At 67.4% G+C, this 12,013-nt stretch carries 13 protein-coding genes and 2 pseudogenes; 7 read left to right on the forward strand and 8 right to left on the reverse strand.

Annotation, left to right across the window (positions count from 1 at the left end; all coding sequences use genetic code 11):
• Positions 1 to 368: 368 nt before the first annotated feature.
• Positions 369 to 943: pseudogene (locus VET27_RS25035) on the forward strand (NAD(P)H-dependent flavin oxidoreductase); the annotation flags it as partial.
• Between the two features lie 39 nt (positions 944 to 982).
• Here VET27_RS25035 and VET27_RS25040 read toward each other — a convergent pair.
• Entirely contained in the window at positions 983 to 1,105 is a 123-nt protein-coding gene (locus VET27_RS25040) for a hypothetical protein (RefSeq protein WP_142271112.1), read from the reverse strand.
• A gap of 83 nt (positions 1,106 to 1,188) precedes the next feature.
• Positions 1,189 to 1,734 (reverse strand): DoxX family protein, encoded by a 546-nt coding sequence (locus tag VET27_RS25045; protein WP_526522531.1) that lies wholly within the window; start codon positions 1,732 to 1,734, stop codon positions 1,189 to 1,191.
• A 154-nt stretch (positions 1,735 to 1,888) separates the two neighbouring features.
• On the opposite strand from VET27_RS25045, the gene VET27_RS25050 reads away from it, so the two are divergent.
• The 3 genes and pseudogenes from VET27_RS25050 (at position 1,889) to VET27_RS25060 (ending at position 5,182) form a co-directional block, all read left to right on the forward strand.
• The gene (locus VET27_RS25050) at positions 1,889 to 4,198 is read left to right on the forward strand and encodes an MMPL family transporter (protein WP_526522533.1); all 2,310 of its coding nucleotides are present in this window, start codon (positions 1,889 to 1,891) and stop codon (positions 4,196 to 4,198) included.
• Between the two features lie 60 nt (positions 4,199 to 4,258).
• A pseudogene (locus tag VET27_RS25055) lies at positions 4,259 to 4,551 on the forward strand (hypothetical protein).
• A complete protein-coding gene (locus tag VET27_RS25060) occupies positions 4,544 to 5,182 on the forward strand; it encodes a class I SAM-dependent methyltransferase (protein ID WP_526522535.1) in 639 nt (212 codons plus the stop codon). The pseudogene VET27_RS25055 and the gene VET27_RS25060 overlap by 8 nt, the downstream one beginning before the upstream one ends.
• A 14-nt stretch (positions 5,183 to 5,196) precedes the next feature.
• On the opposite strand, the gene VET27_RS25065 is transcribed toward VET27_RS25060, so the two are convergent.
• Positions 5,197 to 5,973 carry an SIR2 family NAD-dependent protein deacylase gene (locus tag VET27_RS25065; protein WP_526522537.1) on the reverse strand — a complete coding sequence of 259 codons (777 nt, stop codon included), beginning with the start codon at positions 5,971 to 5,973 and terminating at the stop codon, positions 5,197 to 5,199.
• A gap of 36 nt (positions 5,974 to 6,009) precedes the next feature.
• On the opposite strand from VET27_RS25065, the gene VET27_RS25070 reads away from it, so the two are divergent.
• The gene (locus VET27_RS25070) at positions 6,010 to 6,375 is read left to right on the forward strand and encodes an Rv1152 family transcriptional regulator (protein ID WP_526522539.1); all 366 of its coding nucleotides are present in this window, start codon (positions 6,010 to 6,012) and stop codon (positions 6,373 to 6,375) included.
• On the opposite strand, the gene VET27_RS25075 is transcribed toward VET27_RS25070, so the two are convergent.
• Genes VET27_RS25075 through VET27_RS25085 form a run of 3 tightly spaced genes read right to left on the reverse strand, consistent with a single transcriptional unit; the run spans position 6,372 to position 8,576 of the window.
• Positions 6,372 to 7,214 carry a class I SAM-dependent methyltransferase gene (locus VET27_RS25075; protein WP_526522540.1) on the reverse strand — a complete coding sequence of 281 codons (843 nt, stop codon included), beginning with the start codon at positions 7,212 to 7,214 and terminating at the stop codon, positions 6,372 to 6,374. The two genes, VET27_RS25070 and VET27_RS25075, sit on opposite strands and share 4 nt — an antisense overlap.
• A 19-nt stretch (positions 7,215 to 7,233) precedes the next feature.
• Positions 7,234 to 7,758 carry a DUF1697 domain-containing protein gene (locus VET27_RS25080; protein WP_526522542.1) on the reverse strand — a complete coding sequence of 175 codons (525 nt, stop codon included), beginning with the start codon at positions 7,756 to 7,758 and terminating at the stop codon, positions 7,234 to 7,236.
• Positions 7,755 to 8,576 (reverse strand): class I SAM-dependent methyltransferase, encoded by an 822-nt coding sequence (locus VET27_RS25085; RefSeq protein ID WP_526522544.1) that lies wholly within the window; start codon positions 8,574 to 8,576, stop codon positions 7,755 to 7,757. The genes VET27_RS25080 and VET27_RS25085 overlap by 4 nt, the downstream gene beginning before the upstream one ends.
• Positions 8,577 to 8,645: 69 nt before the next feature.
• Between VET27_RS25085 and VET27_RS25090 the strand changes: the two genes are divergently transcribed.
• Positions 8,646 to 9,089, forward strand: a complete 444-nt coding sequence (locus tag VET27_RS25090) for a PPOX class F420-dependent oxidoreductase (protein ID WP_526522546.1) — start codon at positions 8,646 to 8,648, stop codon at positions 9,087 to 9,089.
• Positions 9,090 to 9,106: 17 nt separating this feature from the next.
• Positions 9,107 to 9,277 (forward strand): DUF5302 domain-containing protein, encoded by a 171-nt coding sequence (locus VET27_RS25095; RefSeq protein ID WP_284225155.1) that lies wholly within the window; start codon positions 9,107 to 9,109, stop codon positions 9,275 to 9,277.
• Here the strand turns inward: VET27_RS25095 and VET27_RS25100 are convergent.
• The gene (locus VET27_RS25100) at positions 9,274 to 10,470 is read right to left on the reverse strand and encodes an MFS transporter (protein WP_526522548.1); all 1,197 of its coding nucleotides are present in this window, start codon (positions 10,468 to 10,470) and stop codon (positions 9,274 to 9,276) included. The two genes, VET27_RS25095 and VET27_RS25100, sit on opposite strands and share 4 nt — an antisense overlap.
• 63 nt (positions 10,471 to 10,533) lie before the next feature.
• Positions 10,534 to 12,013, reverse strand: a 1,480-nt coding sequence (locus tag VET27_RS25105) for a monocarboxylic acid transporter (RefSeq protein ID WP_526522550.1), incomplete at its 5' end; no start/stop codon positions are given.

A 12,013-nucleotide genomic window follows, 5' to 3' on the forward strand; every position in this document is an offset into this window, starting at 1 on the left:
ATCTGGTGAATTCGGGTTCCAGCAGGTCGTAGAATTCCTTGACCTTGGGTCGGGGAAAGATCCGAAGGGGGCCCGCGATCATGGGCATCGTTCGTCGTTTGGCAATCGTTCTCGCGACCGCGCTCGCGCCGCTCGCTTTCGTGATACTTATTTCACCGGGAGTGAGCAAAGCAGCCGATTGCGGCCAGGGGACCATATATGACCCCGGATCCAACGCTTGCGTGGTTGCAGAACAGCCACCACCGCCACCGCCACCGCCTTGGAACGGTCCCACGCCGTACGTCTCGGCCAGCATCTGCGCGCCCATTCCGTTCGTATCATTGTGCGTCGGCGTCTAGCTCACGCCGTTGCTGGCAGCGCAGAGTAGAAACGCGATCACCGTGCTCCACAAGCGCACCTCGGTGCGCCACGGGATGAAGGCCCAGGGTCTCGGCGTCGACGGCATCGGCATCGACGGCTTCGAGTGCGCGGGCCATCCGGGTGAGGACGACGTTCCCGGGCTGGTGTTGATCCCGGCCGCCGCCAAGCAGATCGAGATCCCGATGATCGCCTCCGGCTTCGACGACGCCCGGGGGTCTGGTCGCGGCGTTGGCGTTGGGGGCCGATGGCATCAACATGGGCACGCGGTTCATGTGCACCGTGGAGTCGTGCATCCATCAGAACGTCAAGGAAGCCATCGTGGCCGCGACGAGCGCGGCACCGAGTTGATCTTCCGCACCCTGCAAGACACCGCACGCGTGGCCAGCAACGTGGTGTCGCGCGGGGTGGTGGAGATCCTCAAGGGTGGCGGTCAGTTCGAGGACGGCGACCTAGACGCGGGCATTTGGACCGTGGGCACCGTAATGGGCTCGATCGATGACATCCCCACGTGTGGGAGCCGATCTCGAGAATCGTGAGTGAGGCGGAGGATCAGATCACTGGGCGCCTCGGTGGCATGGTCACACCGTCGACGTCCGCAGCGGGGGGGCGAACCCGCGGTCGATCAGACTGCTTGAGCGAGGTCGGGGAACTGCTCGGAGCAGTCACCCTCGACCAGGAAGTCCCCGTGATAGAAGGCCTCGAAGTCAACCTTGATGACATCTGCACTGGTGTCGTCGATCCACATGTACTGAACAGTAACCATCACCATTAAGAGTTCATTGAGTCACGGTTCGGAAAACCCTGGCAATTCTTACCTCTGAGTAGGGTTCAGGAGGACGGGGTGCTCAGGTGCAACGGGTTGGTGCCGTTCAGGAAGACCCAGGTGGCGATGGCCGCGGCTATCGCCACCAGGAACAACCCGATCGTCACGACCCCCGGCCACCGCGCTCGGCCGAACACCCTCGCGTCGACCGAATAGCTGCCCGCACCCGTGAAGAGCAGCGCCGTCGCGGCAAACGCCACCATGAACGGCACGTTGAACGGATCCGACCAGAACGCGGCACCGGAGACGCTGACCGCCCAGGCGTCGATCATCGCCGCGATGATGCCGCACGCCGCCAACGGGGTCAGCACACCCAGGAGCAGGGCGGCGCCGCCTGCGATCTCGGTCGCCGTCACGAGATACGCGGCGAACGTGGACATCCGCCAGCCGCCGCTCTCCATGAGCTGCGTGGTGGTGTCGAAGTCCAAGGCCTTGACGAGTCCCGCCTGCAGCATCGACGCCGCGACGGCGATTCTGAGGACGAGCAGTCCCAGGTCGTGCAGGGAAGACGAGGCCGAGGTGGTGCGTTTACTCACGTCCGTGGTCGCCACGGCGACCACCCTAGGCGTTTTCTGTGAACCCACGGTTGCCACGAGGTGCAGCTGAACGATCCGGTCGTCGTAGTCGTGGTTGTGGATGAGGGTCCGTTGACGATCCTGAGTTATCGCTGATGAGTCTCCGCCGATACTCCGGAGAGGATTTCACGTGCTGCACCGAATCGCACGCCTGGCGATCGCCGCCCCGCGGCGCATTCTCGCCGTCGCTGCGTTGGTCATGGTCGCAGCCGCGCTGTTCGGCATCCCGGTGGCCAAGAGCCTCTCCGCAGGCGGGTTCCAAGACCCCAGCTCGGAATCCGCCCAGGCAACCCAACTGCTCACCGACAAGTTCGACCAGGGCGACATGCAGTTTCTGGTGACCGTCACCTCGTCCGACGGCACCAGGAGCCCGAACGCCACCGCGGTGGCCGACGACATCGTCGATCACCTCGAGCAGTCGGCGCACGTCGCCGAGGTCACCTCGGCGTGGACCGCGCCGCCGCAGGCAGCCGCAGAGCTGACCAGCAAGGACGGCACGTCGGGCCTCATCGTCGCAGGCATCACCGGCGGTGAGAACGACGCGCAGAAGTACGCCAAGGCGCTGTCCGACGAGGTCGTCCACGACCGGGACGGCGTCATGGTGCGCTCGGGCGGGACGGCGATGGTCTACGCGCAGATCAACGAGCAGACCCAAGAGGACCTGCTGCTGATGGAATCGATCGCGATTCCGTCGAGCTTCCTCGTTCTCGTCTGGGTGTTCGGCGGTCTTGTCGCGGCGGCCCTGCCCATGATCGTCGGCGGGCTCGCGATCGTCGGGTCCATGTCGGTGTTGAGGCTCGTCACGCTGCAGACCGACGTGTCGATCTTCGCCCTCAATCTGTCCACGGCCATGGGCTTGGCGCTCGCGATCGACTACACCCTCCTGATCATCAGCCGCTATCGCGACGAGCTGGCGGACGGCGTACCGCGGGACGAGGCCCTGGTGCGGACCATGTCGACCGCGGGGCGCACCGTGCTGTTCTCGGCGACGACGGTGGCGCTGTCGATGGTCGCGATGCTGCTCTTCCCGATGTACTTCCTGAAGTCGTTCGCCTACGCGGGCGTCGCGACGGTCGGCTTCGCGGCCGCCGCTGCGGTGATCGTCACCCCCGCGGCGATCTGGCTGCTCGGCGACCGGCTCGACGGTCTCGACGTCCGCAGGTTGCTCCGTCGCCTGACCCGTCGCCCCGCGCCGGCGCAAAAGCCCGTCGAGCAGTTGTTCTGGTATCGCTCGACGAAGGCCATCATGCGTCGGGCCGTTCCGGTCGGGCTCGCCGTGGTGGTGCTGCTGCTGGCTCTGGGCGCCCCGTTCCTGGCCGTCAAGTGGGGATTTCCCGACGAGCGCGTGCTGCCGAAATCGGCGTCGGCACACCAGGTGGGTGATCAACTGCGCGACGACTACGCCGACAACTCCGCCACCGCGGTGTCGACCGTGGTGCCGGACGCGAACGGGCTGTCGGACGCCGACGTCGAGCGTTACGCCGCCGACCTGTCGCGGGTGCCCGACGTCTCGTCGGTCTCCGCCCCGACGGGCACCTTCGTCGCCGGAAAGGCGGTCGGGCCGCCATCCGCCGCAACGGGTGTGGCGGACGGCAGCGCGCTGCTCACCGTCGGCAGCAGCGCACCGCTGTTCTCCGCCGCGTCCGAGACTCAGCTCGACAGACTGCACGACGTAGCCGGACCCGACGGTCGCGACGTTCGGTTCGCGGGCATCGCCCAGATCAACCGCGACAGCGTGGAGGCGATCACGACCCGCCTGCCGTGGGTACTCGGCCTGATCGGCGTCATCAGCTTCGGCCTGCTGTTCCTCCTCACCGGCAGCGTCGTCCTACCGCTAAAAGCCGTTGTGCTGAACGTCTTGTCGTTGACCGCAGCGTTCGGGGCACTGGTGTGGATCTTTCAGGAGGGCCATCTCGGCGCGTTCGGCACCACCTCGACGGGCACGCTGGTCGCCAACATGCCCGTGCTGCTGTTCTGCGTCGCGTTCGGTCTGTCGATGGATTACGAGGTGTTCCTGGTGGCGCGCATCCGGGAGTTCTGGCTGAGGCTTCGACCGCCCACGGGCGCCACCCGCGCGGCGCAACGGGCCGCCAACGACGAGAGCGTGGCCCTCGGCTTGGCCCACACCGGCAGGGTCATCACCGCCGCCGCCCTGGTGATGTCGATTTCGTTCGCCGCGCTGATCGCCGCCCAGGTGTCGTTCATGCAGATGTTCGGCGTCGGCCTGACCCTCGCCGTGCTCGTCGACGCGACCCTCGTCCGGATGATGCTGGTGCCCGCCTTCATGCACGTGCTGGGCGGCTGGAACTGGTGGGCGCCGGCATCGCTCGTCCGACTGCACCAGCGGATCGGCATCAGCGAGTCCGGACCGGACGGCGGCGACCAGCCGGGGATGACGTCGACCCGCGAAGCCGTCTCGTTCATGGACACCCGACGGTGACGACGCGGCCACTGAAGCCGCCGTGCCGCGCGGGGTTCGGGTGAGCGACTCCGCGACGAGATCCTCGATGCCACAACCGATCTGCTGATGGAGACGGGTCACGCCAAGGCGGTATCCATCCGCTCTATCCGCAGGGCGACGCGACGATGGCCGCTCTGGAACTGTGGACCGTCTCGCACGGCGTGGCAGCGCTGCTCATTTCGTGGCCCTATCTGCCGTTCGGCGAGGTCGAGGAGTTCGCCGACCGCGTCCTGAGCTCAGCGTGCTGTGGTCAGATCATGACGGGGATGATGGGACGCGACGTGCCGCCGCAGGAGGCGGCCGCGATGATCAAAGGATTTGCGAATGGCTGATGAGGGAACCGTCGACAACCCCTTCTTCGCGCGGCTGTGGTCGAGGATGTCGACCCGCGAACCCGAGTCGATCCGCCGACTGCGCCGCGAGAATCTGGCCGGGTTGTCGGGCCGGGTGCTCGAGGTCGGAGCGGGGACCGGGACCAACTTCGCCTTCTACCCGTCGACGGTCACCGAGGTGGTCGCGGTCGAACCCGAGCATCGGCTCGCGGTCATCGCGCGGCAGGCCGCCGCCAAGGCAGCCGTGCCCGTCACGGTCAGCACCGACACAGTGGAGGAGTACCAGGCCGGCGAACCGTTCGACGCCGTCGTGTGCTCGCTGGTGCTGTGCTCGGTCGATGACCCCGACGGTGTTCTGCGGCAGCTGTTCTCGACACTGCGACCCGGTGGCGAACTGCGCTACCTCGAACACGTGGCGAGCGCCGGCCCGCGGGCGCGGCTTCAAAGACTCGCCGACGCGACACTGTGGCCGCGACTGCTCGGCAACTGCCACACCCACCGGGACACCGAACGGTCGATCGTCGACGCCGGCTTCGAGGTCGGCGACGCCCGACGGGAATGGCTGCTGCCCGCCTGGGTGCCGTTGCCCGTCTCGGAGACCGCCATCGGCCGGGCGGTGCGGCCGGCCTAGCGCACGCGCCGAGACTACGGTTGGTGACGTGAAATGGGCAGAAACCCGTCAGAAACCGTAGTCTCGGCGAGCTGTTGCAAGCCGAGCAGCGCGGGCAACCGCTGGAGCAGTCCCGGCAGCGCCGTCGCCGCGTTCTCGCGCAGCGAGATCGTCGCCCGTTCGGACAGTGACGTCTCCTCGGGGTTGACCTCGATGACGGGAATTCCCCCGGCCAGTGCCATCTCGGGCAGTCCCGCCGCCGGGTAGACGATCGCGGACGTACCGACCACGATCGCGACGTCGGCCCGGCTGACCGCCGCCACCGAACGGTCCCACGCCAACGTGGGCAGTTGCTCGCCGAACCACACCACGTCGGGCCGGATCAGGCCTCCGCACTCACACGTCGGCGGCTCCACGGTTTCGACGGGCTCCGGCATCGCGGGCAGTGGACCGTGGTACGCCAAACCGCAACGGTCACAACGGAAACTGAACAGGCTGCCATGCAGGTGGTACACGTCCCTGCTGCCTGCGCGCTCGTGAAGATCGTCGACGTTCTGCGTGACGACGTGTACCTCGGCGCCATTGTGCCAGGCAGCCACCGCGCGGTGACCGTCGTTCGGCGCGACGGACTTCATCATGTGGTGCCGCCACAGGTACCAGGCCCACACCTTCTCCGGGTGTCGGCGCCAGCCGTCGGAGCTCGAGATCTCGTACGGGTCGACCTTGGCCCACAGACCGGTCTCGACGTCGCGGAACGTCGGCACGCCGCTCTCCGCGGACATGCCCGCCCCGCTGAGCACCGTCACTTGCACGCCACCAAACTAGCCGCATTTTGTGATACTGGGCATATGGGGGATTTGGGGGAGTGGGTTCGCGTCGACTCGGACGGTGCCAGACCACTGTTCGATCAACTGCGAACGCAGATCATCGGGGGCGTTCGGGACGGTAGGCTTCCGCCGGGCACCAGGTTGCCGACCGTGCGTGACCTGGCGCATCAGCTGAACATGGCGGTCAACACGGTGGCGCGTGCCTACCGCGAACTCGAGGCGGCGGGGCTGCTGGAGACGCGCGGTAGGTTCGGCACCTTCGTCGCCCGGGTCGACCCCGCCGATGCCGCGATGGCGACTGCGGCACACATCTACGTGGCCACGGCCAAGGCGTTGGGGGTCGGCAAGGCCGACGCCCTGCGCTACGTCGAAACGGCGCTCGGTTAACCGAATTCGAGCAGGGTCAGAGCGGGCCGAAGCGGGTCCAGCAACGGAATCCGCTGGGCCACCCACATCATGGTGTTGAGCACGTGACCGCGGCCCGCGGGGTAGGGCACGTCGTGGACGGTGCGAACTCCCGGCACGACGTCGACCAGCTTGGCCGCTTCGGCGGCGGACAGGCTGAACGGCATCGGTGGCACGCGATAGCGAAGCGACGTCCGCATCCCGCGCCGCGCCAGGCCCGCGAACCACGACGGCGGCAGGTCGAACATCATCCGTCCGCCGGGGAACCGGCGGGCGCACTCGGTGATCAGCCTCATCGCGTCGGTGGGCTCCAGATACATCAGCAGGCCCTCGGCGGTGATGAAGACGCCGCCGTCGGTGTCGACGCGATCCATCCAGCTGAAGTCCAGCGCCGACTGAGCGCAGACGTCCACCCGGTCCGAGCGCGGCAGCAGTTGCTCGCGCAGCTTCGTGACGGGTGGCAGATCGACTGTCAGCCAACGGAACTGGTCACCGACGCCGCTGGCGTCGATCCGGTAGAAGCTGGTCTGCAGACCTTCGGCGAGCGCGACGACCGTCGCGGAGGGGTGGTCGATCAGGTACTTGCGGGTGGCGTCGTCGAACGCCAGCGCCCGCAGCGCCATGTCCTGGCGGCGGGTGTAGCCGAACTTGGCGAAGTCGAACTCGATGGAGTCGACGAGCTGGATCGCCATCGGATCGTCGATGATGGCGTCGGACCTGCGGGCTTCGTGTGCCCGCACCTGCAAGGTCAACAACGCGGTCTCGGAGACGCCGGTCAGGGCGACGTCGACTTTCGGGGTGGAACTCGGGTTGGGACTCACCATCGCGAATGTACCGAAGTCACTTGGCGAGGACCTTGTCGATCGTCCTCAGGTTGCGGGTCGTGGTCGACGACTTGTACCGCTTCTTGCCCATCGTCTTGCCGATGGTGGTGTCCAGCGTGCCGCTCTTGGGCGCCTGCCAGTAGACGACGCCGTCGCCGCGCTCGATCTTCTCGTCGGGCCCGGCGTCCTTGGCGAGGTCCGCGAGCTCATCGAGGACGTCGGCGTCGGTGACGAACGTGACGTAGGAATGATGGCCGTCGACCTCGCGCTCGAATGGGTACGCGTCCGACACCGCCCGCACGTCGTCGATTTCGTAGGCCAGGACCCAGGCGTCGTATCCGAAGGCCTCGCGCAGCGCCTTCTCGGCGTCCTTGCGAACCGTGCCCACCGTGGCACTGCTCGTCATCAGCAGGTTGCCACTGGCCAGCACGGTCGTCACGTCGGTGAACCTCGCGTCGGTCAGGGCTACCGCGACCTCGGCCATCTTCAGGTTCACGCCGCCTACGTTGACGCCGCGGAGGAAGGCGACGTATCGCGTCATCCGAACTCCAACAGGGTGATGCTCGGCCGGTTCCGGCGCAGCGGGCCGACGTGGTTCATGACGGAAGCCGACCCCAGCTTCCACAGCCCTCGACCGGGCGGCAGCGCGACGTCCCGCGCCGATCGCACACCGGGAACCGTGCCCGCCAGGGCCAGCGCCTCGTCGGCCGACTGGCCGAAGGGCATGGGCGGCGCGAGGTAGCGCGACGAGAGTTTGACACCCCGCAGCGTGCGGTTGCTGAACCAGTGCGGGATCGAATCGAACATCAGCTGCCCGCCGGGGAAGCGTGCGGCGCAGTCGGCGATCAGGCCCAGCGCGTCCTCCGGTACGAGGTACATCAGCAGTCCCTCGGCGGTGATGAACACGCCCTTCGTCGCGTCGACGCGGTCCATCCAACTGCGGTCCAGCGCGGACTGTGCGAGTTCGACGATCCGGTCGTCGGAGGGCAGCAACTGACTTCTGAGCTCCATGACCGGCGGCAGATCGATTGAGTACCAGGTGGATTCGGCCACGGCACCGGTTCGGTCGAGGCGCCAGAAGCTGGTCTGCAATCCCTCCGCCAGGGCCACCACCGACGCCTTCGGATGGGCCGCCAGATACTGGCGAGCAGCGACGTCGAACGCGACGGCGCGCAGGCCGTGGGACTGGTTGGGCTTGCCGAACTTGAGGTAGTCGTAATCGATCGCGTCCAGCAGGGCGACCGCCCACGGATCTCGGATCACCCCGTCGGACCGCTTGGCCTCGGTGCCGCGGTTGTGCAACGTCCACAGCGTCGTCGCGGAGACACCGTCCAACGTGGTGCCGTCGATCGTGGTCATGAAGTCATGGTAGGGATTCGACTGAGGAATCTCCGCCGCCCGCCCGCGCCGCGGTCGTACGCTGGCGACATGACACGCGACGTGTTCGACGACAAGCTGCTGGCCCTGCTCAGTGGCAACTCGCTAGGCGTGCTTGCCACCCTCAAGCGTGACGGCAGACCGCAGCTGTCGAACGTCGCCTACCACTTCGATGCGCGTGAGGTGGCCATCCGGGTGTCGATCACCGAACCGCGAGCCAAGACCCGAAATCTGCGTCGGGACCCGCGTGCGTCGGTCCACGTCAGCTCCGACGACGGCTGGGCGTATGCGGTCGCGGAGGGTGACGTCATCCTCACCCCGCCGGCGGCCACGCTGCACGACGACACCGTCGAGGGGCTGATTGCGTTGCACCGCAACATCGCCGGGGAGCACTCCGACTGGGACGACTACCGGCGGGCGATGGTCGACGACCGGCGCGTGCTGATGACGATGCCCATCTCCCACCTGTACGGAATGCCACCTGGCATGCGCTGACGCGCTAGTCTCAACGCATGGCCGAGGAACCCGAAGACGAGACCAAGCGCAAGTTCCGCGAGGCGCTGGAGCGCAAGAAGGCCAACGCCGGCGGCGGCTCCGAACACAAGGACGGTGGACGCAAGCACGGCCCGCGTTCGACCGGTCCTGCGGAGGCCCATCGGGAGTTCCGCCGCAAGAGCGGCTAGCCAACGCGACTCCGTCGCTCCTGAACGACGATCGCCGCCAGGCAGATCGCCGCCAGCACTGCTGTAGCGATGGCGAAGCTGACCCCCGCGGTGCTCAGCCCCAGGTGCTGGGACGCGAACCCCTCACCGACCACCGGCACCGCGATGGCGACGTAGGCCACCACGAAGTACGTCGAGCTGACCTCCGCGCGCCGGTCGGCGGGTGCCAGTTCGGCGATCGCGGCCAGCCCGCGGCTGAAGCTGATGCCCTGCCCGATGCCCGCCACGACGGCGGCGACGAGCAGCGCCGGGAGCGACGAGAAGTGCAGCGCGACGGCGAGAATCAGCATGCCGGCGACGAGGATCGCGCAGCCGACCGCGATGGCCCGCCGTGGCGGAATGCGACGGGCCGACAGCTGGGCGATCGCCGAGGCGACGAAGATGGAACTCGCGACGACGCCGGCGATGGCGTGATTGTCGATCCCGATGACCGACTTCACGAACGCCGGCACCACGGCCATGAAGAGGCCCGTGACGGCGAAGCCTGCGAACGCCGCCGTCGCCGAGATCACGAACACGGGCCGCACCTCGGGAGGTACGGATAGCCGCTGGAACCCGAGGTGTCCGGTGCGCGCCGACGTCTCCGGCGCCAGCAGCACCGCGCCGATGGCCAGCACCACCAGGACGATGTGCACGAGGAACGACAGCTGCAGCGGGTGGGGCGCGTACTGGACGAGGACACCGGCCAGTATCGGTCCCGCGCCCAACCCGCCGATGTTGGCGACGGTCGCGATCGACGTCGCCCGATCCCGCTGATCGGCGGGGGAGGCCTCGACGATCGCGGCCGTGGCGGTGCCGGTGAAGATGCCTGCCGACAGCCCGGACAGCAGTCGGCCCACCAGTAGCAGCGGGACGTCGTCGGCGAACAGGAACACCACCGCGCTGGCCAGCGCGAAGCCCGCCCCCGCAAGCAGGACGGGCCGCCTGCCGAGCGCATCGGACCACCGTCCGAACACCAGCAGCGCGGTGAGGACGCCGACGGCGTAGGTGGAGAAGATGACCGTGGTGGTCAACACCGAGAAGTTCATGCGCTCGGCGTACAGCGCGTAGATCGGCGTTGGCAGTGTGGTGCCCAGCATGATCGCCGCAAACGAGTAGGCCAGCAGGGCGAATCCGAACCGCCGACGGGTGGACGTGGTCGGCGGTCCGGTCACGCGGTCGGTGGTAGGCACGTGTCGGTCAACGCCGGGAAGCCGTTTCGGCTTCCCGGCGAGGGATCAGTGCGCGACCGCCTTCTCAGCACCCACACCCGTGAGCGAGCGGACCTCCATCTCGGCGTTGAGCGTGAGGTCGCCGGGGAGCTTCGACGTCACCGTGCCGATGATGCCCAGGACGAACGCCAGCGGGATCGACACGATGCCCGGGTTGGCCAGCGGGAACCAGGCGAAGTCCACGCTGGGGATCATCGACGTCTTCGCACCCGACACGGCGGGGGAGAAGACGATCAGCACCAGCGTCGAGATCAGCCCGCCGTACATGCTCCACAGCGCGCCACGGGTGTTGAACCGCTTCCAGTACAGCGAGTACACGATCGTCGGCAGGTTCGCCGCCGCGGCGATCGCGAACGCCAGCGCCACCAGGAACGCGACGTTCTGGCCGTTCGCCAGGATGCCGAGCCCGATCGCGAAGATGCCGAGGACCACAGCCGTGATCCGCGAGACCCTGACCTGCTCGCTCTCGCTGACCTGGCCATTCTTCAGCACACTGGCGTAGATGTCGTGCGCGAACGACGCCGACGCGGTGATCGTCAGGCCCGCGACGACCGCCAGGATCGTTGCGAACGCCACCGCCGAGATGACGCCGAGCAGGACCACGCCGCCCAGTTCGAACGCCAGCAGCGGAGCGGCCGAGTTCTGGCCGCCTGCCGCGGCGAGGATGCGGTCGGGCCCGACCAGTGCCGCGGCGCCGTAGCCGAGCACCAGGGTGAAGAGGTAGAACGCGCCGATCAGCGCGATCGCCCAGACCACCGAGCGGCGGGCTTCCTTGGCGGTCGGCACCGTGTAGAAGCGCATCAGCACGTGCGGAAGGCCCGCGGTACCGAGCACGAGTGCCAGGCCGAGTGACAGCAGGTTGATCTTGGACTCGGTCGAGCCGCCGTATTGCGCGCCGGGCGCAAGGACGTCACGCGCCGCGACGGCCTTGTCGGCCGATCCCGCGATGGCGGTCTGCGCAGAGCCGAGGATCTCGGAGAAGTTCAGCCCGAACTTTCCCAGCACCAGCGCCGTCATGACCGCGGCGCCCGCGATCAGCAGCACCGCCTTGATGATCTGCACCCAGGTGGTGGCGACCATTCCCCCGAGCAGCAGGATGCCGATCATCACGGTGCCGACGATGATCACGGCCCAGGTGTAGCTGATCCCGAACATGAGCTTGATCAGGGATCCGGCGCCGACCATCTGGGCGATCAGGTAGAACACCACCACCGACAGGGTGCCGATGGCTGAGGCCACCCGGACCGGGGTCTGGCGCATCCGGAAGGAGACCACGTCCGCAAACGTGTATTTGCCCAGGTTCCGCAGCGGTTCGGCGATCAGGAACAGCACGATCGGCCAGCCGACCAGAAAGCCGATCGAATAGATCAGCCCGTCGAAGCCGGAGGTGAACACCAGCGCGGAGATGCCGAGAAACGAGGCGGCCGACATGTAGTCGCCGGCAATAGCCAGCCCGTTCTGAAAGCCGGTGATGCCCCCGCCTGCG

The organism is Mycobacterium sp., from assembly GCF_035633495.1.
In the GTDB taxonomy this organism is placed as follows: Bacteria; Actinomycetota; Actinomycetes; order Mycobacteriales; family Mycobacteriaceae; genus Mycobacterium.